The sequence below is a fragment of the Promicromonospora sukumoe 327MFSha3.1 genome (genome assembly GCF_000385135.1).
Taxonomy (GTDB): Bacteria; Actinomycetota; Actinomycetes; order Actinomycetales; family Cellulomonadaceae; genus Promicromonospora; species Promicromonospora sukumoe_B.
On sequence record NZ_ARQM01000010.1, the window covers coordinates 1,476,085 to 1,495,687 of the forward strand.

Here is a 19,603-nt window from a genome sequence, read left to right on the forward strand (position 1 = left end):
GGACCCGGCGCTAAGGACGGTCAGCGATGGACGACTACCTGTGGGTGCTCAAGGACGACGAGCTCGCGCTGGTGCGCGAGCTCGAACCCAAGCGGCTCAAGGCACTCGACGAGGACGAGCTGCTCGACCTGCACCGGCGGGTGCGCCGGGCACGCAACAAGCACGTCAAGAACTACCGGCGCAAGGCGGCGCAGGACGTGAAGGCCGCCGGCGGCCGGGGCAAGGCCGCGCCCAAGGGCGGCAAGGCCCGCTGGCGCGCCGCCGCGTTCGAGGAGGCGCTGGCGATCGTCAGCGGGCGGCTGGCGCACGTCGCGCACCTCCAGGCCGAGGCCCTCAAGGAGGAGCGGCTGGCCCAGGCGAAGACGGGCAGGTCGTCCGGCCCGAAGACGTCGGCCAACCCCAAGGCGGACAAGGTCGGGCCCGGCCGTGCCCGCAGCCACCAGAAGACGACCGGCGGCAAGAAGCGCGACGCGTCGACCAAGGCGCAGGGCGCGCGGCGGCAGGGCAAGAAGGACAGCAGGTAAGGGCAGCAGGCAGGGACGGCAGGCAGGGACGGCAGTCAGGGACCAGGGCCGGCACCGGGTGGTGCCGGCCCTGGTCGCGCGGTGACCCGGCTCAGTCGGCCGGCACCCAGACACGTTCGGGCACCAGCCGCAGCGAGCGCAGCGCGTCCGCGACCAGCCCGGCGTAGACCGTGGCGCCGTACTCGGACGTGTGGGTGCGGTCGCCGTTGACCCGGTTGAGGTAGATCGGCTCGGAGTCGACCGGGCCGAGCCCCTCCACCAGGTGCTGACTCATCGCGGTGAGGTCGATGAGCGGCACGTCGAGCCCGGCGGCCACACCGCGCATCTCGGCGGGCAGGTCGGCCTCGGCGGTGACGATCAGGCCGGTGGGGTTGAGCCGGTCGCCGTCGAACCGGTGCCGCACGATCGGGGTCACCAGCACGGGCGTCGCCCCGGTCGCGCGGACTCGTTCGACGATCTCGGTCAGGTTGGCGCGGTACTGCGCCGCGGTGGTGGTCTTGTCGTTGTGCGCGAGCTGCACCAGCGCGACGTCACCGGACCGCAGCTGCGGCACGAGGGCGTCGAACATCTCGGGCTCGGCCAGCACCGAGACGGTGCTCTCCCCGGAGCCGGAGTGGTTGACCACGCTGACGCCGTGGCGCAGGTGCGCCGGCAGGCGCTGGCCCCAGCCGGTGTACGGCGCGCTGCCCTGGTCGGTGACGGTCGAGTCGCCGAGCAGGGCGATCCGCGGGGTGCGCTCCGGCGCGCGGCGGATGCCGATGCCCGCCACGGCCGGGGCGGCCCCGGCGAACGTCAGCGTGAGGCCCGGCGTGCCCTCGCCCGGCGGCTGGTTCTGCTGGCTCTCCGGGTCGCGCACGTTCACGGTGAACGTGCGGCGCACCAGCTCGCCGGCCGAGGTCTCGACCTCGTCCGCCATCAGCCGGCGGGCCTCCGCCTGCACCTCGGTGCCGGCGGCGGCGCGCCGGTCGCCGAGCCGGACCGTGACGTCGTAGTGCCCGGGCGCCAGGTCCGGGTAGGTGCACACGACCGGGTCGGTCCCGGCGCAGTGCTCCAGCAGGGCGGGGTCGGGCCGGGGAGCGCCGCGCGGACCGCCCGCGGTGTCCCGCGGCAGGGCGCCCACGCCCGTCGTCGTGCCCGCCACCAGGGCCAGGGCCAGCGCGACCGCGCCGACCGTCGCGCGCACGGACCGACCCGTCCTCATGACAGCTCCTGGCCGACCAGCGCCAGGCACTGGATGGCCGCCAGGCCGTACTGCGCGCTGGCGTTGGTCGAGAAGCGGCCCTCGTCCACCGTGTTGAGCACCCGCGGCGGCTCGACGCGGACCGTCTCGAAGGGGTGGTCGGCCGGGTACCCGGCGTGGCCGGTGCGGAACTCGGTCCACGCCCGGCGCGCCAGCGTCGTGTCGTCCAGGCGCGCCGCCGCGTAGGCGGTGGCCCGCGAGTACGACTGGCGCAGGTTGAGGCTGCCCCACGACGCACCCGTCGCCGCCACCTGCTCGGCGGCCGTGCCGTTGTACAGGCGGCAGAACTCGACCCACGCCGCCTCGACCTCCGGCTCGTCGACCAGGTCGATCAGCTCCGTCATCACCTCGATGAGCCCGAACACGCTGCTCAGGCTACCGATCGACACCGACGGCTCGGCGGGGCCGGTGAACGTGCCGTCGGCCAGGTCGTAGCGCACCGACCCCTGCACCCAGTGGTTCGGCAGCGCCGCGATGGACCGCGCGCCGTTGAGCAGCTTGGTCCGCGCGATCGGGTCGCCGTTCCGCTCCCACTCGGTGAGCCACGCACCCGCCAGGGCGCCCCAGTCGGTGGTCTGCCCCACGCCCAGCGCCGAGGGGTCCGGGTCGAACGGGCCGCCCCCGTTGATCTTGCGGCCCGGGTCCAGCACCAGGAACGTCCGGTCCGAGTCCACGAGCTCGTGCAGGGTGTCGCCCACCCGCTCGTCCGCCGTCAGGAAGTAGTAGAACCGCCGGTAGTTCGCGTTCGAGATGCGCACCTGCTTCGCGCTGTCGCCCCAGTGCATCACGCCGTGCCGCGTGCCCAGCCCTTTCCACGTGCCCAGGTGGTACTGGTCCACCTCGCCCGTGTGCCGGGTCATCGCCTCGGCGAGCCGGAACGCCGTCGCGTCACCCGTGCGCAGGTAGTGGTACCAGAGCCACAGGTCCGTGGACAGCTCCGAGTTGTCCCACGCGTACCCGCCGACGTCGTAGCGCCACTGGTGCCGGTCGCCGTCGTACTCGTGCATCACGTCGCCGTGGTCCCAGAACCCGTACCAGGACCGCTGGTCCACCTGGTCCACGTAGTACGCGTGCATCCGGTCCAGGTTGTCCTCGATGGCCGCCCGCGCCGGGGTCGACCGGTCCGCGGGCGCCCACGAGCCGAACACCCCGGCCGAGTGCACGTGCCCCGGCCCGGCGACCAGCAGCGGCGGCGTGGCGCTCGCGGCGGCCAGCTCGGTGAACCGCTCGGCGGTCGGCGTGGCGGCCAGCGCCCAGAACATCAGCTCGGTGGTGCGGGCCACGCCGTAGGGCGTGCCGAACTCGGGCTCGTAGTCCTCGTAGGTGATCTCCAGGGCGTCGAGCTGCTCGGGGTAGGTGTCCTGGCCCAGGCCGTCGTGGTAGAACCGCAGGTCCATGGCCTCGGCCCGCGGCGACCACAGCCAGACCGTCGCCTCGGCCTCGTCGCTCGCGGCGCCCGAGATCTCCAGCTCGGTGGGGTGCAGCTGCCAGAAGTCGCGCATGCCGAACGCCAGGCCGCCCGACGGCGTGCCGACGTACCCGAGCCCCGCCGCACGGGTGCCGCCGTCGACCCGGATCCACGAGTGGCCCGGGCCGGTGCGCTTGCGGATCTCGAACCCGTGGGCCGTGAGCTGGGACAGGCTGTAGTCGCCCCACTGCGGGATCCAGCGCAGGCGGGAGGTGACGCGCTGGTCCCACGTGGCCGGGTCGGGCAGGGCACGGCCCTCGACCTGGGCGGTGCGGACAGCGGCCCCGGGGTCCCGGCGCAGGCCGGTGATCCCGCGCACCGCCTCGGACAGGACGCCGCCGTCGGCCCCCGCGAACCGCACGTGGCGGTCGTACGCCTCGCCGCGCATCGGCACCGAGAACGTGACACCGATGCCGGTGATGAAGTCGCGGTTCTCGTCTCCGTCGAACACGAAGGTGTGCACCAGCCGGACGCCGTCCGAACCGGCGTACAGGTAGAACCGCAGCACGAACGGGAGCCAGGAACGGTGGCCCTTGCGGTGCTTTCCTTCGACCTTGACGACGGCGCGCACCGGCCCGGACTGCTCGACGGTCACGCGGTCCACGGCGCCCGTGAACGACTCGTGCCGCACGCTTCCGCCCCGGTCGGTGTCCGGCACGTCCTGCCGCGAGACGACGAGCCGGCCGTTCCGGGCGACGTCCTGCCCGCCCCGGCGGATCGCGCGGACCACCTGGTTGCCGTTGCGGGCGAAGACCACCTGGACCGTGCCGGTGTCGACGGTGATCTCGCCCGGCGTCTCCCGGACCGTGACCCGCTTGCCGGGCGCGCTCGGCCGCCCGGCGGCCAGGCGGTACGACTCGGCCCGCGGCGCGTCCGCGCTGACGGCGTGCGCGGTCCACTTCACACTGCCGTCCGGCCACCAGCCCGTGGGCCAGGTCTGCACCGGCACCGGCTCGCCGGCCGCCGTCGTGAGCGCGAGCTGCTGGTCGGGGGCGAACGCGCCCCGCGGCCAGGGCACGCCCCAGGTGGTGCCCGCGGCCAGGGCGGCGGGGGAGCCGCCCTCCAGCCAGTGCAGGTCGACCGGGTCGTGCCCGGCGGGGACCAGGGCGGGGACGCCTTGGGCCGCGCGCGCCGTGGCGAGGCGCGGCCCGAGGGCCACCCCCGCGCCCGCGGCCAGCGCCGAGGTCAGGACGGTACGCCGACTGATGTGAACCACGATGTTCAGCTCCTTCGCGCGAAGTGAGGTCGCCCGTCGTCGGGCGTCAGACATCCTGGGTCGGCGGCCCGCGGACCGCGGACGAACGGACAAATGCGGTCAGAGGGCTTGGGTGCGGCCCGGGGCTCAGGCCGTCGTGGCGAGCTGGCCGGGCAGTACCTCGTGCCGCAGGGCCTGGCCGGCCGCGAGCCGTTCCACCTCCGCGACGGCGGACGCGCCGAGCCGCCGCAGCTCGTTGCCCAGCGAGCCCGCCACGTGCGGGGTGAGCAGCGCGCCGGGCGCCTCGAACAGGGGATGGTCGCGGGGCAGCGGCTCCGGGTCGGTCACGTCGAGGACGGCGCGGAGCCGGCCCGCCACGACCTCACGGGTCAGCGCCTCGGTGTCCACGAGCTGCCCGCGCGCGGTGTTGACCAGCGTCGTCGCGTCGCGCATCCGGGCCAGCTCCCGCACCCCGAGCATCCGGTAGGTCTCGGGCAGGGCGGGCGCGTGCACCGTCACGACGTCGGACCGGGTCAGCAGCTCGTCCAGGCTCACGGCGGTGGCGCCGAGGGCGCGCGCGGCCGCGGCGTCCACCCACGGGTCGTGCAGGAGCGCGTCCACGTCGAACGGGGCCAGCAGGCCCAGCACCTGGCGCCCGATCCGGGAGGCGCCGATCACGCCGACCGTCAGCCCGTTGTTGCCGAGCGGCGCGGGCGGCGACCAGCCCCGCAGCGTGCGGTCCCGGCCGTAGGCCGCGGCCGACTCCAGCACCCGCTTGCCCGCCAGCAGCACCATGGCCAGGGTGTACTCCGCGACCGGCCGGGCGTTCGCCTCGGCCGCCGTCGAGACGCGGACGCCCCGCTCCCAGAGGGCGGGCGTGACGAACGACTTGACCGTGCCCGCCGTGTGCACCACGGCCCGCAGCCGCGGCGCGCGGCGCAGGAACGCCTCGTCCAGGTACGGCGCGCCCCAGCCGGTGACGAGGACGTCTGCCGTGGCCAGATCGTCGCGGACCGGGTCGTCCTCGGTCGCCCCCGGCGTCAGCACCCCGTCGGCGACGTCGGCGACCGCCCGCAGGCGGGCGAGCGCCGCGTCGTCGAACAGGTCGGGCAGCAGCGCCGGGTCGCGGAGCGCGAAGAGCACGCGCGGCCGGGTCACGCCGCGCCTCCGTCCGTCGCGTGGTCCGCCGGTCCGGTGGGGACGACGTCGACCACGCCGTCCCGCCAGCGCACCTCGACGACGCCGCGGCCGGGCGCCGGCACCACGGCCTCGACGGCGTCCAGGTCCGCGGCGGCGGCGTCCCCGGTCAGCACCACGAGCGCGGCCACGACGTCGCCGGGCCCCGCCGGGACGTCGCCGGTCAGCGACGGGACCACCGAGGCCGCGCCGAGCGGGTCGGCGCCGGTCCGGCGGTCCACGGCCGCCCGGGGCAGGCCGCGCAGTCCCCGCAGCGCCGAGGTCGTCCCGTCGGCCCGGGTCACGCGCACGGCGCCGCCCGCGCTGTCAGCGCTGTCGGCGGCGTCCGCGGCGTCCGCGGCCAGCTCCTGCTCGGACCCCGCCGCGAGCGGCCACCCGCCCAGCCGGAACGTCCACGGCCCGGGGTCGGCGGGCCAGGCGACGTCGGCGTCCAGGTCGGAGCCCGGCGGCGGGGCGACCGGCCCGCCTGCGGCGGCCCCGGCCTCGGCCGGCGGCGTCCACCAGGCCAGGCGCACCTCCAGCGGGCCGCGCACCACGCTCGCCGTGGTGACCACGGGGCCCCGGCGCGCCGCCGCCCAGCCCGCGTGGTCGCCGTCCGGTCCGCCGCCCGGCACGTCCAGCCAGTGCACGCGCGACCGCGAGACGGCCACCCGCTCGCCCAGGTGCACGCGCTCGATGCCGTCGCGGTGCGACGGCCGGCCCGCGCCGTCGAGCAGCGCCACGTGCGAGTCCGACGGCGCCGCGACGTCCGCGGGCGCGAGCTGCGGCGAGACCACGTTGGCGTACCCGACCCGGCGGTAGAACGGGTCGTCGGCGTGCGCCTGCGCCTGCGGCTCCAGCAGCCGGTCCGAGCCGTGGTTGAGCACCCGCACGATCCCGTCCGACGGCGTCCCCACGACCAGCCAACCCGGCTCGCGCAGCGGCACCACGTGCTCCTGCCGCCAAGGCGCGGGCACGTCGTCGGGCGCCGTCCACACCGGGTGGTCCGGGGGCAGCAGCAGGCCCGCGAAACCCTTGCTCGCCCAGTACGGCGACGCCCCGCCCGAGTAGAGCTGCCGCAGCCGGTCGAACCGGCCGTGCCACCCGACCGGCAGCAGGCCGTGCTCGTCCACGGCGCCGTGCTCGAAGAAGTGCTCCGCGACCGCCGACGTGAGCGCGCCCGTGGCACCCGGCGACAGCGGCGTCGCCCCCGCCAGCGCCCCGGCCCAGAACGGGGCCAGCACCGCGAACCGGTAGGTGACCGACCGACCCTGCAGCAGCGGCGCCCCGTTCGGCCCGACCAGGTGCTGCGCCTGCTCCAGGTAGGCCCGCAGCCGCTCCGCGTGCCGCTCGGCGAGCGGGCGGCCCTCGATGCGCGCGTGCAGCACCGGGTACAGGTGCCACGCCCACCCGGCGTACCAGTCGAACGTCTGCCGCCGCCCGTCGCGGCCGCGCCCGTCCGAGTACCAGCCGTCGCCCACGTACAGGCCCTCGGCCAGCTCCTCGTTGCGGTCCAGGTCGGCCTGGTCCCACGGCCCGCCCACCGACACGAGGAACGCCTCGATCACGTTCTGGAACCAGACCCAGTTGTTGCGGTACCCGCTGGTGCCGACCACCCCGGCGAGCCACGCGACCACGCGCTCGCGGACGTCGTGGTCCAGCCGGTCCCACAGCCAGGGCCGCGTCTCGGCCAGCCCCACGGCGACCGACGCCGCCTCCACGACGGCCTGCCGGCGCTCGTCGATGCGCGGCCAGCGCTCGGGGCTCGCGGGGTCGGTGCCGTTCCGCAGCCCCTCGGCGTACCGCTCCAGCAGGCCGTCGGGGTCGGCGCCGTCCTGCCCCCGCACCCGGAAGGCCGCCAGGAGGAAGGTCCGGGCGAAGCCCTCCAGCCCGTCGCTCCACGCGCCCGAGGCGCTGACCGGCCCGGGCAGCGGCAGCAGGGCGCGGCCGGGGGAGGCGTAGGGCTCGGTGGCACGCAGCAGGTCGTCGGCGGTCGCCAGCCAGCGGTCGCGGCTCCAGCGCGGGGCGGGCTCGGGCACGGGGGAGGTGGGTGCGGTCGTCACGCGCGCATCCTCACCCGCCGCACCGCCCGGACCTGTCCGACCGGACAATTCCGGTCATCGGCTGGCTACAGTGTCCTCCGGCGTCGACGGGGACGCCGCCGGGCACGAGGAGAGAGACATGCACCTGCCGAGGAGCCGGCACGAGTACCTGCTGCGTGAGGTCGAGCTGCGGGGGAGCGTGCGCTCGGCCGAGGTCGCGGCGCGGCTGGAGGTCTCCGAGGTGACCATCCGCCGCGACATCCGGGAGCTGGAGCGGGCGGGCAAGCTCGGGCGCGTGCACGGCGGGGCCATCGCGCTGCGCTCCGACCGGGGCCCGCAGGCCGCCCAGGCCCTGGTGGGCGTGGTGGTGCCGAGCGCCGTGGCGCACTTCCTGGACACCGTCCGGGGCATGGAGGCGCTGGCGCCGTCCCTGCGCGTGCGGCTGGTGCTCGGCGTCTCGCACTACCGGTCCGAGCTGGAGGTGCAGCAGGTCGAGCGGCTCCTCGCGCTGGGCGCGACGGGCCTGGTGCTCGCCCCCACCACGCGCGACCGCAGCCCGGAGGACCTCGCGGCGTGGCTCGGCTCCATCCCCGTGCCGCTGGTGCTCGTCGAGCGGCGCATCGACGCGCTGACGAGCCTCAGCGAGCTCGACGTGGCCCGCACCGACCACGCGCACGGTGCCGTGCTCGCCGTCGAGCACCTGGCCCGGCTGGGGCACCGCCGCGTGGGGCTCGGCGTCTACGACCGGACCCCCACCGCGCCCCGCGTGCGGGAGGGCCACGCCACGGCCGTGGCCCGGCTGGGCCTCGAACCGGGTCCGGACGTCGCCCTGTCCAAGGGTGACGAGGACCCGCCGCGGCTGCGGCGCGAGCTCGCCGACCTGCTCGACCGGTGCCTCGCGACCGGCACCCGGGCGGTGCTCGTGCACACCGACGACCACGCCGCGCGCCTCGTGGAGACCGCCCTGGACCGCGGCCTGCGCGTGCCCGACGACCTCGCCGTCGTGGCCTACGACGACGAGAACGCCGAGCTCGCCGCCGTGCCGCTGACCACCGTGACGACACCCCGCCGCGAGCTCGGCCGGGAGGCGCTGCAGCTCCTGGTCGACCGCATCGCCCACGACACCGGCGAGCGCGACACCGACGTGCGCGACGCCGCCGAGCACCGCCCGCCGCGGCACATCGAGCTGCTGCCCCGGCTGACCGTGCGCGCCTCCTGCGGGGCGGCGGCCGGGCCCACGTCCCGGCCGTGACCGCTTTTGTCCGTTCGCGCGGCGGGGTGCGCGCGGCGCTGCACGCTGTGCGCGGGTCAGGGCGTCTCCGTCCTGCGACGAACACGAGCAAGGAGGCTCACATGTTTCTGCACGCGAGGAGCGACCGCGGCACGGCCCGCGGTCGCGGCCGCCGGAGGATGGTCCGCGCCGGGGTGGCCGTGGCGGCCGTGCTGGCCGTGGCCGCGTGCTCGTCCGGCGGCTCGGGGTCGGGCGGCTCGGGCGAGGACGTGTCGCTGACGTTCTCCTGGTGGGGCGACGCCAGCCGCGCCGAGCGGTACGAGCAGGCGCTGGAGATCTTCGAGGAGGACAACCCGGGGATCACCGTCCAGACCAACTACGCGGGCTTCACCGACTACTGGACCGCGCGCAACACCGAGGCCGCCAGCCGCACCCTGCCCGACGTGCTCCAGATGGACCTCGCCTACCTCACCGAGTACACCGAGTTCGGGCACGTGATCCCGCTCGACGAGTACTTCGGCGACACGATCGACGTCGACACCATCGCCGAGCCCCTGCTCGCCTCGGGGCAGCTGGACGGCCAGACCTATGGCCTGGCCAGCAGCGCGAGCACGCTCGGCACGTTCGTCAACACCGACCTGCTCGACGAGCTCGGCGTCGACGTGCCCGAGGAGGGCCTGACCTGGGACGAGTACGACGCCCTGCTCGCCGAGATCTCCGCCGCCGGGGCCGAGCACGACCCCGCCGTCTACGGCTCCGTCGACTACACCCAGTTCTTCTGGCTGTTCCAGATCTGGCTGCAGCAGAACGGCAGGTCGCTGTTCGACGGCGACCAGCTCGGCTTCACGGAGGACGACCTCGCCACCTGGTGGGGCAAGAGCGCCGCGATCCACGAGCAGGACGGGTTCCTGCCGACCAAGCGCCAGGAGCAGCTCTCCGGCGCGGACGCCGTCGGCGTGGGCGAGACCGCCGCCGAGATCAGCTGGGACAACTTCCTGGTCCGGTTCAGCGAGGGTCAGGCGGAGCCGAACCTGACGCTGCTGCCCGTGCCGGCCGACGACTTCGAGAACAACAGCGGCATGTTCCTCAAGCCCGGCCTGCAGCTCTCGGTCGCGGCCAACAGCGAGCACCCCGACGAGGCCGCGAAGCTGGTCGACTTCCTGGTCAACGACCCCCGCGTCGGCGAGATCTTCGGCATGTCCCGCGGCGTGCCGGCGTCGAGCGCCACGCTGGAGGGCGTCGAGCTGGACGAGCTCGACCAGCAGATCCTCGACTACGAGGGCGCGCTCGAACCCCACCTCGTGGGGTCGGCGCCGCCGCCCGTGGCCGGTCTCAGCAACCTGGAGGCCAGCTTCACGACCATCGCCCTGGAGGTCGCCTACGGGACGCTGACCGCGGACGAGGCGGCCGACCGGTGGTTCGCCGAGGCGGAGACCTCGCTCGCGGGGTAGGTCTCACCACGCCCGCGGGGCCGCGCCGGCCAGCTTCGGTGCGGCTCCGCGGGCGCGTTGTTACGGTGTCGGGCATGTTCTCGGACCGGAGTCGCCGTCGTGCTGACCAGCGGGTACGGCCAGGAGACGGCAGCCCGCTCCAACGCTTCCGGTGGTGGCAGCCGCTCTCGCGCTCGCTGTTCCACCTGGAGCTGACCACCGCGGACGGCCGCCCCGAGACCTGGTCGGTGGACATCCGGCACGGTGGCGACGACAACGGCACGGTCCGCGCGAAGCTCTACCTCGACGGCCGGCTGCACGCGGTCTCGAAGCTCCCGGCCCGGTTCCCGGTCACGGGCGGCGTCATCGAGGTGGTCACCAGCGGTTTCGGCCTGCGCCGCTGCCACTACGTGTCCGACGACGGCGCGGAGCGCCAGCTCGCGCCCGACGTCGCCTCGGCCGAGGGCCGCCGCGCCCGCCTGGAGAACGCGCATCCGGTCGCGGGCCGGCTCATCGGGCTCGTCTCCGTCGTCGTCCTGCTGATCGGCCTGGTCCTCGGGGTGCCGCAGATCATCGAGGAGGTCTCCCAGTTCCCGCCGCTCGCCGAGCGGATCGGCTCCACCTTCACCTCGCCGATCCAGCTGCCCGCGTGGCTCAACCTCTCGATCCTGGCCGCCACCCTGGTGGCCAGCACCGAGCGCGCCCTGCGCCTGCGCTACAACTGGCTGCTCGACGGCGGCCTGTTCGACGGCGACGGCTGAGCGCCGCCCCCGGGGACGCCGGCGCCGGACTCGCCGGTCCGCCCTTCTGCGCGCACAGTGGGAAGGAGCGCACGGGAGGCGTCATGACCTACAAGATCGGCTACCTCGTCGGCAGCCTGGCCAAGGGATCCATCAACCGCACGCTGTCGAGGGCGCTGATCGCGTCGGCGCCCGACGACCTGTCGTTCACCGAGATCCCCATCGGCGACCTGCCGCTGTACAGCTGGGACTACGACGCCGACTTCCCGCCCGCGGGCCGGGCGTTCAAGGCGGCGCTCGAGGCCTCGGACGGGCTGCTGTTCGTGTCGCCGGAGTACAACCGTTCCATCCCGGGCGCTCTGAAGAACGCCATCGACTGGGGCTCGCGGCCCTGGGGCCAGAACTCGTTCGCCCGCAAGCCGACCGGCATCATCGGGGCCTCGCCGGGCGGCATCGGCACGGCCGTGATGCAGTCGTCGATGCGCGGCGTGCTGAGCTTCCTCGACGCGCCCCAGCTCAACGCCCCCGAGGCCTACATCACCTACGACGCCGCGGACTTCGGCCCGGACGGCACCGTGGTCAACGAGGCCACGGCCACGTTCCTGCGGCACTACATGTCGGAGTACTGCGCCTTCGTCCAGCGGGTCCTGGCCGCCAACGCGCCGGGGCACATCGGCGACGAGGACCCGGCCTCGACCAAGTAACCGGGTCGCCGGGCAGGGCGTGGGCGGCGAGTCGCGCACCCACACCCCGCCCCCGGTGTCAGCCGACGCGGATGAACGTCGGGTTGGACTGCCAGATGCTGGTGTACCGGACGCTCTTGCCCGGGACCGGCGCCTCGATCTGCATGCCGTCACCGGCGTAGATCGCGATGTGCCCGGGCGACCAGATCATGTCGCCCGGCTGCGCCTGTGACGCCGGCACCACGGTGCCGGCGTACCGCTGCTCCGACGACGTGCGCGGCAGGTCGATGCCGACCTGCGCGTACACGTACGACGTGAAGCCGGAGCAGTCGAAGCCGGCCGGGGTGTTGCCGCCCCACACGTAGGGCACCCCGAGGTACCGCATCGCGACGGAGACGACGGCGGAGCCCGCCGCGGACGCCGGGATGTCGACCGCGGCGGCCTGTTCCGCCGCCGCGGCCGCTGCCTCGGCGGCCTCCTCGGCAGCCTCGGCCTCCGCCTCGGCGGCGAGCTGGGCCTGGTACTCCTCGTTGTCCGCGGCGGAGACCACGGACACCGCCGCGCTCTCGACCTTCAGCTCGGCGTCCGTGGCGACGGTGACCACCGGCGCGGCGGCGACGGACGTCTTGGCCTGGGTGGCCAGGGCGTCCAGGGCCGCGGCGTCGAGCGCGCCCTGCACCGGGCTGCCGGCCAGCTCGGCGTTGACCGCCGCCGGGGCGGGCGCGGCCTGGGCGGGCGGGGCGATCAGCGACAGCAGCACGCCGCCGCCGGCGGCCGCGACCACCGCGCCGCGGCCGGTCAGCGCGCTGACCTGCTCGGTCGCGGACCGGGCGACGTCGGACAGCAGGGGGCGGCGTACCGCCCGGTGCCGGCCGCGGGCGCGCGGGGTGGAGGCCGGCTGGTTCTGGGGATCCATCAAGGCTCAAGACCTTTCGTTCGGAGGTGGACCACGCGCGCGACCCGGGTGCGGGCGCGCGAGAGACGCCCGGCACCGTGCGGTGCCGGAGCGTGGTGGTGGTCTACGTCCGGGAGATCCCCAGGGCGTGCAACGACGGCGGGACCGGGGTGGCCACGCCGTCGGGGGTGCGGTGGTCCAGGTAGGCAGCGGCGGGCGTCGTCCGCTGCACGGTGCGCTCGGGCAGCACGGCCGAGACGACGGGGGAGGGCACCAGCGGGTCGCACTGCGCCGACGCCGAGTGGTGGTCGCCGCAGCCGTGCGACTCGTCGCCCAGCGGTTCGGACTCCGTCCCGGGGACGACGGCGGCAGCGGCCGCCGTGGCGGCCGAGACCTCGCCGTGCCCGTGGCCGGCGCCGCCCTGGTCGAGGTGGACGCTGCACAGCACGTGCACGCTGACCAGCGCGAGCGCGACGAACATGACCGACAGCACGCTCACCGGACCACGCCGGGTACCGGCGAGGAGGGAGCGGAGGCGGCGGGTCGGGCTCATGGCGCGACAACAGTAACCGACCCGGCCCGACGCCGGGCACCACCCGCCGCCCGTGCCTGTCAGATCCAGCCGCGCTCCTGCGCGAGGAGCACGGCCTGCTGCCGGGTCTCGACCGCGAGCTTGCCCAGCACGGTGGAGACGTGGTTGCGCACGGTGCCCGGGGCGAGCGAGAGGGTGCGCGCGATCTGGCGCGTCGTCTCGCCGTTCCGGCCCGCGCGCAGCACGTCCAGCTCGCGGTCGGTCAGGGGCGAGCGCTCGTCGCTCAGCGCGTCCGCGGCGACCTCCGGGTCGACGTACCGCCCGCCGGCCGCGACCCGGCGGATCACCGCAGCGACCTCGTCGGCGCCACGCGACTTGGGCAGGAACCCGGCCGCGCCCGAGGCCAGCGCCCGCCGCAGGACGCCGGGCCGGGCGTGCCGCGTGACGATCACGCAGCGGGTGGCCGTCGTGCGGTTCAGGCGCTCGGCGACCTCCACGCCGTCGAGGCGCGGCATCTCGAGGTCCAGCAGGCACACGTCCGGCTTGAGGCGCGCGGCCTCGGCGACGGCCTCGGCGCCGTCGGCGCACTCCGCGACGACCTCGATGTCCGGTTCCAGGCGCAGCAGCGCGGCCAGGGCCGACCGGATCATCCCCTCGTCGTCGGCCAGCAGCACTCGAATCATCCTGCGTTCTCTCCTTCGCTGGGAACGGTGACGGTCACGGTGAACGAGCCGTCCTCGCGCCGCACGTCCAGGTGCCCGCCCACCTCGGCGGCCCGGCGCGCGATGCCCTCCAGACCCGCTCCGCCGGAGGTCCCGGCCGGGTCGAGGGCGGCGGCGTCGACGCCGTCCGCGACGTCGTTGGCGATCTCGTACCGCCACGACCCGTTCGACCGCGACAGGTCCAGGCGGGCCCACCGGCCGCCGCCGTGGCGCAGCACGTTCGTCGTCGTCTCTCGGATCACCGGACCGAGGGCGGACGCCGGCGCGTACCGCGAGTCGGGGTCCACCGTGGCCTCGGCGACCGTGCCGGCGGCGCGCAGCAGGTCCACCGCGTTGGCGATCTCGTCGCGCAGCGGCACGGAGCGGAAGCGCGTGGCGAGGTCGCGCGTGCCCTGGCGCGCCTCGCCGACGCTGACGCGTGCCGCGCGCAGCTGCTCCATGCCGGCGGCCGGGTCCTGCGGCATGAGCCGCTCGGCGAGCTCGAGCTGGAGCGCGATCACCTGGAGGTGGTGCCCCTGCAGGTCGTGCACGTCGGTCGCGACGCGCAGCCGCTCCTGGGTCGCGGCGAGCCGCGCCTCCGAGGCGCGGGCCTTGTCCAGCGTGACGAGCACGTCCCACCACCACAGCGACGAGACGGTCGTGATCGGCAGGATGGTGGACAGGAAGGCGAGCTGGAACGCGCTCGGGGCGCTGCCCGACCGGAGCGAGAAGTTGCCGTCGACCACCCACAGCAGGACGAGCAGGGCGGTAGCGGCCACCACCACCCGCAGGCGCACCCCGGGCGGCCAGTTCAGGAGGATCACCGCCTGGAGCAGGGGCAGCACCAGCACCACCCACATCCCGGTGGCGTACCCGGCGCCGAGGCCGTACGCCACGCCGACCAGCAGCGGCGGAAGATGCCGGCGGGGGACCAGCAGCGACACGTCCTCGGCCCGGTGCCGGTAGGCGGCCAGGGGCAGGAGCGTCGTCAGCCACCACAGCAGCCCGCCGGCCGCGACGGCGAGCGTCGTGAGCGCGTCGCGCTCGTCCTCGACCAGGACGACGACCGTCAGGAGTACGGCGATCAGCTCGAACGCGACGATCCCCAGGGACATGTACCACCAGGTCGCGCTGACGCTCCGGGTCAGGCGCAGGGCGCTGCGGGCGTCGACCGGCGCCGGTGCGGGGCCCGCATCAACGGGTCTGCTGCTCATCGGCCCAGGCTACGGGCATGACACATGTCATGGCCGGGGTGTGCGCAGCGCCCGGAAGGCGGTGACAGGCGGACACTTCTGCGCCGCGCGCCCGGCGGGTGGACTAGGGACATCAACGCAAGCCCGATCCCAAGGAGCACCCCATGAACCTCGTCGAGACCCTCCAGAACCTGCTCGGGCAGGTGCCCGAGCTCCTCCAGCCGCTCATCGTCGCGCTCGCCGGCGCCATCCCCTTCGTCGAGGGCGAGGGCGGTGCCGCGATCGGCATCCTCGGCGGCCTCCCGCCGGTCGTCGCCGCGATCGCAGCCATGGTCGGCAACTTCCTGACCGTCGCCGTGCTCGTGCTGCTCAGCGCCGGCGCCCGCACCGCCGTCGTGACCCGCCACCGCGAGAAGGTCCTGGCCCGCGACGGCGTCCTGGTCGGCGGTGCGCAGGCCGGCACCCGCGTCGACCACGGCGACGACCGCGGCTCGGCGCGCCGCGCCAAGTTCCAGCGCGCCTACGAGCGCTACGGCGTCCCCGGCGTGAGCCTGCTCGGCCCCCTGCTGCTCCCCACACACTTCACGGCCACCATGCTCGCCGCCTCCGGCGTCGGCAAGGCCCGGATCCTCGTGTGGCAGGCCATCGCGATCTTCGCGTGGACCACGCTCACCGCGCTCATCATCAGCGGCGTGCTCCGGGCCGTCGTCTGACCCCGGTCACCGCCCGTACCCCGGCCCGCGAGCCCGCCTACGATCAGGCGACATGACCACTACCTCCCCGGAACTGAAGCTGGAACCAGCGGCCGACACCCTGCGCGCGTGGGCCCTCGACGAGGACCTCAAGCGCACCGTCCTCGCCAACCCGGCGCTCGCGGCCGCCGCCGCGCGCATCGCCCGGCGGTACACGGCCGGCGAGACCGTCGATCAGGCGATCGACGCCGCCCGGGCCGGGATGCGGCGGGGGCACACGGCGAGCATCGACTACGTCGGCGAGAGCATCCGCGACGCCGCGACCGCGCGCCGGGAGACCGACGTGTTCCTGCGGCTGGTCGAGGCGGTGCGCGCGGCGGACGTCCCGGCCACGATCTCGTTCGACCTCTCGCACGTGGGCTCGCTCGTGGACCGGGACCTCGGGCTCGCCCACGCGCGCGAGCTGGCCGCCGCGACCGCCGACCTGGGCACGGCCCTGGTGATCTCGGCCGAGGGGTCCGACCGGACCGACCTGGTGCTCGACCTCCACGAGGCGCTCTCGGCCGAGTTCGACCACGTGGGCATCACGCTGCAGGCCCGCCTGCACCGCACGCCGCAGGACCTGCGCCGGGTGCTGCGGCACCCGGGGCCGGTGCGGCTCGTCAAGGGCGCCTTCCTCGAACCCGAGTCGGTCGCCTACCGCCGGGACAGCGCCGAGCTCACCGACGCCTACCTCGCCCAGACCGCCGAGCTCCTGGACGCACGGCACCCGGTCTTCCTCGCCACGCACGACGACGAGCTGGTCGCGACCCTGCGCGAGCGGCACGGGGCGGCGCTCACGGAGCCGGGCGTCGAGTTCGAGATGCTGCTCGGGCTCGGCACGGAGCTGCTCGACCAGCTGCACGGCGAAGGATTCGCCACCAGGGAGTACCTGATCTTCGGCGACGAGTGGTGGCTCTACGTGCTGAACCGCATCGCCGAGGACCCCACGCGGGTCATCACCGCGCTCGCCGACCTCCGCCCCTGACCGCATTTTCGTTGCGAGTATTGCTCATGCGACCTAATTTCAGTTCAACCGAACAGAAAGGGACCGGTTACATGACCCAGTACTTCCTCACGATGCCGCACGACACGGCCGACGAGCCGACGATGGAGTCCATGCAGGAGATGGACCCGGCCGAGCTGGAGGCGATGATCGCCGCGGTCGACGGCTTCAACACCGCCCTGAACGAGTCCGGCTCGTTCGTCACCGCGGGCGGGCTCCAGCCGCCGTCGACGGCGATCACCGTCGACGCCACGGGCGACGAGGTGAAGCGCGTCGCCGCGCCGTTCGTCGACGCCACCGAGTACGTCGGCGGGTTCTGGATCATCGACGTCGCCGACGAGGAGACCGCGCTCGGCTGGGCCGAGCGGGCCTCGGCGGCGCTGCAGTCGCGCATCGAGGTGCGTGCGCTGCAGGAGGCGCCGGAGTAACCTCGCGACGCAGGGCGCCGGTGCCACCGTTCGTGGTGGTACCGGCGCTTTTCTGTTCACGCCTGCTAGGAGTTGTTCATGCAAGTACGACCGTCCTTCACGACGACGGCGCGGCGCGCCCAGATCGTCGAGGCCGCCGTGCGGGTGATCGCGCGCGAGGGACTGTCCAAGGCCTCGTTCGGGCGCATCGCCACCGAGGCCGGCCTGTCCAGCCCGGGGATGATCAGCTACCACTTCGCGGACAAGGACGAGCTGCTCACGGTCCTCACCGACACGGTGCTCGGCGACTGCCTGGCGGCGATCGACGCGGCCGTCGCCGCGGCGGGGTCGCCCGACCAGGGGCTCGCGGCCTACCTGCGGGGCTTCGTGCACTGGCAGGACACCCACCGTGACGGCGTCGGCGCGCTGTGGCGCCTGTCCGCGGGCTGGAAGCGGCCGGGCGAGCCCGCCGCGTTCGACGAGGCGCTGCTCCGGGAGCCGCTGCTCCGCGTGCTCCGGGCGGCGCACGCCGCCGGCGCGCTGCGCCCGGTCCCGCTGGAGCAGACCGCGCACGCGATCCTGTGCGCGGTCGAGGGCTACCAGCAGGCGCTGCAGGACGACCCGGAGCTCGACGCCGACCAGTTCGCCGCCGCGCTCGTCGACCTGTTCGAGAACGGGCTGTCCGCGCGATGACGCCGCCGGCCCCGGCGATACGATGAGGCACCCCGGAGGAGGGTGGAGATGACCACCACGCAGCAGCAGTTCACCGACCCCGAGCTCACCCCGCGGCTCACCGACGCGCAGTGGGAGAAGCTGCTTGCCCGGGCGGCCCCGCGCGACGTCGTCGCCGGCGACTACGTGTTCCGGACCGGCGAGCGGGACTACCCGATGGTCCTGGTCGAGTCGGGCGAGATCGAGGTGGTGCGCGACGCGCTGCGCTGGGTCGGCGAGGAGGTCGTCGCCACCATGGGACCCCGCTCGTTCGCCGGCGAGCTGGGGCTGCTCAACGGGCAGAGCGCGTTCCTCTCGGCCCGGGCCACGGGCCCAGGCCGGGTCTGGTTCCTCGAGCGGCCGGAGCTGCGCCGCCTCCTGGCGCAGGAGGACGAGCTCGGCGACGCCATCCTGCACGCCCTCTGGGCCCGCCGGGAGCTGCTGCGGCGGGGCCCGGCGGCGCTCACCCTGAAGTTCGTCGGGCACGAGTCGTCGGGGGAGTATCTCGCCCTGCGCCGGTTCGCCGAGCGGCTCGACCTGGTGCACACCGCCGTCCCGATGCCGGCGGACGGCAGCCTGTCGCACCCGCTGCACGACTACGCCCGCGAGGACCTGCCCATCGCGTTTGTGCAGGGCGAGCCGATCGTGCGGGCCACGCCCGGGATCATCGCCGACCGCCTCGGGCTGAGCTACGAGGCCACCGACGACGACGTCGTGGACCTCGTCGTGATCGGCGGCGGGCCGGCCGGGCTCGCGGCGTCGATCTACGCGGCGTCCGAGGGGCTCAGCACGCTGCTGCTGGAGGCGATCGCCCCGGGCGGCCAGGCGGCGTCGACGTCCCGGATCGAGAACTTCCTGGGCTTCCCGTTCGGCGTGAGCGGCGGCGCCCTGATCGGGCAGGCGACGCTGCAGGCCATCAAGTTCGGCGTGCGGGTCTGCGCGCCGTGCGAGACGGCGGCGCTGCGCCCGGTCGGGGACGAGCTCGAGCTGACCTTGACCGACGGCCGGACCGTCCGGGCCCGCGCGGCGATCGTCGCCTCCGGCGCGGCCTACCGGCGGCTGCACCTGGACCGCTGGGCGGAGTACGAGGGGTCCGGCATCCACTACGCGGCCACGCCCCTGGAGCTCAAGCAGGTCACCGAGTCGCCCGTGGTGGTCGTGGGCGGCGCGAACTCCGCGGGCCAGGCCGCGCTCTACCTCGCGGCGAACGGCTGCCCCGTGCACCTCGTGGTGCGCGGCGGCGACCTGGGCGCCCGGATGTCGTCGTACCTGGTCAACCGGCTCACCGAGGACCCGCGGATCCACATCCACCGCGAGTCGAACATCGTGGGGCTGGGCGGCAACGGGCACCTCGAGTCCGTCTCGATCGACACCGCCGGGCAGGTCGAGGCGCGGGGCCTGTTCTGCTTCATCGGGGCCGAGCCCGCCACGACCTGGCTCCAGGAGCTCGACCGGGACCCGGCGGGCTTCATCCGCACCGGCGTCGACGTGTCGCCCGGCGCGCTGACCGGGTGGGCGGGGCTCGGGCGCGGCCCGCTCCCGTTCGAGACGTCGATCCCGCGCGTCTTCGCGGTCGGCGACGTGCGGCGCGGCTCGATGAAGCGCGTGGCGGCCGCCGTCGGCGAGGGGTCGAGCGCGGTCGCCTCCGTGCACCAGGTGCTGGGCGTGCCCGTCGCCTGAGCCGGTCAGGCCTGAGCG

Annotated in this window: 18 protein-coding genes; 10 read left to right on the forward strand and 8 right to left on the reverse strand. The window is 74.8% G+C overall.

Features of this window, described 5'->3' with window-relative positions:
• The first annotated feature begins 26 nt into the window (after positions 1–26).
• A complete protein-coding gene (locus H291_RS0110305; RefSeq protein WP_020014914.1) occupies positions 27–524 on the forward strand; it encodes a hypothetical protein in 498 nt (165 codons plus the stop codon).
• 91 nt (positions 525–615) lie between these two features.
• Here H291_RS0110305 and H291_RS0110310 read toward each other — a convergent pair whose 3' ends face one another.
• The 4 genes from H291_RS0110310 to H291_RS0110325 form a co-directional block, all read right to left on the reverse strand.
• Positions 616–1,725, reverse strand: coding sequence for a rhamnogalacturonan acetylesterase (locus H291_RS0110310; protein WP_084467911.1), 1,110 nt, complete (start codon positions 1,723–1,725; stop codon positions 616–618).
• Positions 1,722–4,448: an exo-rhamnogalacturonan lyase family protein gene (locus H291_RS0110315; RefSeq protein WP_020014916.1), complete on the reverse strand. Its 2,727-nt coding sequence runs from the start codon at positions 4,446–4,448 to the stop codon at positions 1,722–1,724. The genes H291_RS0110310 and H291_RS0110315 overlap by 4 nt, the downstream gene beginning before the upstream one ends.
• Positions 4,449–4,574: 126 nt before the next feature.
• Positions 4,575–5,585 (reverse strand): hydroxyacid dehydrogenase, encoded by a 1,011-nt coding sequence (locus H291_RS0110320; protein ID WP_020014917.1) that lies wholly within the window; start codon positions 5,583–5,585, stop codon positions 4,575–4,577.
• Positions 5,582–7,666, reverse strand: coding sequence for a DUF2264 domain-containing protein (locus H291_RS0110325; protein WP_020014918.1), 2,085 nt, complete (start codon positions 7,664–7,666; stop codon positions 5,582–5,584). The genes H291_RS0110320 and H291_RS0110325 overlap by 4 nt, the downstream gene beginning before the upstream one ends.
• 118 nt (positions 7,667–7,784) lie before the next feature.
• Here H291_RS0110325 and H291_RS0110330 point away from each other — a divergent pair, with 118 nt between their 5' ends.
• From H291_RS0110330 to H291_RS0110345, 4 genes are all read left to right on the forward strand, one after another.
• On the forward strand, positions 7,785–8,897 hold the full coding sequence (locus tag H291_RS0110330) for a LacI family DNA-binding transcriptional regulator (RefSeq protein WP_020014919.1): 1,113 nt from the start codon (positions 7,785–7,787) through the stop codon (positions 8,895–8,897).
• A 101-nt stretch (positions 8,898–8,998) separates the two neighbouring features.
• Positions 8,999–10,327, forward strand: a complete 1,329-nt coding sequence (locus H291_RS0110335; protein ID WP_020014920.1) for an ABC transporter substrate-binding protein — start codon at positions 8,999–9,001, stop codon at positions 10,325–10,327.
• A gap of 74 nt (positions 10,328–10,401) precedes the next feature.
• Positions 10,402–11,067: a hypothetical protein gene (locus tag H291_RS0110340; protein WP_020014921.1), complete on the forward strand. Its 666-nt coding sequence runs from the start codon at positions 10,402–10,404 to the stop codon at positions 11,065–11,067.
• An 83-nt stretch (positions 11,068–11,150) separates the two neighbouring features.
• Entirely contained in the window at positions 11,151–11,750 is a 600-nt protein-coding gene (locus tag H291_RS0110345; RefSeq protein WP_020014922.1) for an NADPH-dependent FMN reductase, read from the forward strand.
• A gap of 58 nt (positions 11,751–11,808) precedes the next feature.
• Here the strand turns inward: H291_RS0110345 and H291_RS0110350 are convergent, their stop codons facing one another.
• The 4 genes from H291_RS0110350 to H291_RS0110365 all read right to left on the reverse strand — a co-directional run bounded on the left by H291_RS0110350 (position 11,809) and on the right by H291_RS0110365 (position 15,071).
• Positions 11,809–12,645, reverse strand: a complete 837-nt coding sequence (locus H291_RS0110350; protein ID WP_020014923.1) for a C40 family peptidase — start codon at positions 12,643–12,645, stop codon at positions 11,809–11,811.
• Between the two features lie 103 nt (positions 12,646–12,748).
• The gene (locus H291_RS0110355) at positions 12,749–13,177 is read right to left on the reverse strand and encodes a hypothetical protein (RefSeq protein ID WP_026365611.1); all 429 of its coding nucleotides are present in this window, start codon (positions 13,175–13,177) and stop codon (positions 12,749–12,751) included.
• A gap of 59 nt (positions 13,178–13,236) precedes the next feature.
• Entirely contained in the window at positions 13,237–13,839 is a 603-nt protein-coding gene (locus H291_RS0110360) for a response regulator transcription factor (RefSeq protein WP_026365612.1), read from the reverse strand.
• Positions 13,836–15,071: a sensor histidine kinase gene (locus H291_RS0110365; RefSeq protein WP_020014926.1), complete on the reverse strand. Its 1,236-nt coding sequence runs from the start codon at positions 15,069–15,071 to the stop codon at positions 13,836–13,838. Before H291_RS0110365 ends, H291_RS0110360 begins: the two co-directional genes overlap by 4 nt.
• Positions 15,072–15,214: 143 nt before the next feature.
• Here H291_RS0110365 and H291_RS0110370 point away from each other — a divergent pair, with 143 nt between their 5' ends.
• From H291_RS0110370 to H291_RS0110390, 5 genes are all read left to right on the forward strand, one after another.
• Positions 15,215–15,763 (forward strand): hypothetical protein, encoded by a 549-nt coding sequence (locus tag H291_RS0110370; RefSeq protein ID WP_020014927.1) that lies wholly within the window; start codon positions 15,215–15,217, stop codon positions 15,761–15,763.
• A gap of 52 nt (positions 15,764–15,815) precedes the next feature.
• On the forward strand, positions 15,816–16,769 hold the full coding sequence (locus H291_RS0110375; RefSeq protein ID WP_020014928.1) for a proline dehydrogenase family protein: 954 nt from the start codon (positions 15,816–15,818) through the stop codon (positions 16,767–16,769).
• A 71-nt stretch (positions 16,770–16,840) separates the two neighbouring features.
• A complete protein-coding gene (locus tag H291_RS0110380; RefSeq protein ID WP_020014929.1) occupies positions 16,841–17,215 on the forward strand; it encodes a YciI family protein in 375 nt (124 codons plus the stop codon).
• Between the two features lie 78 nt (positions 17,216–17,293).
• Positions 17,294–17,887, forward strand: a complete 594-nt coding sequence (locus H291_RS34135; protein WP_020014930.1) for a TetR/AcrR family transcriptional regulator — start codon at positions 17,294–17,296, stop codon at positions 17,885–17,887.
• Positions 17,888–17,935: 48 nt separating this feature from the next.
• Positions 17,936–19,585 carry an FAD-dependent oxidoreductase gene (locus H291_RS0110390; protein ID WP_020014931.1) on the forward strand — a complete coding sequence of 550 codons (1,650 nt, stop codon included), beginning with the start codon at positions 17,936–17,938 and terminating at the stop codon, positions 19,583–19,585.
• The last annotated feature ends 18 nt before the right edge of the window (positions 19,586–19,603 follow it).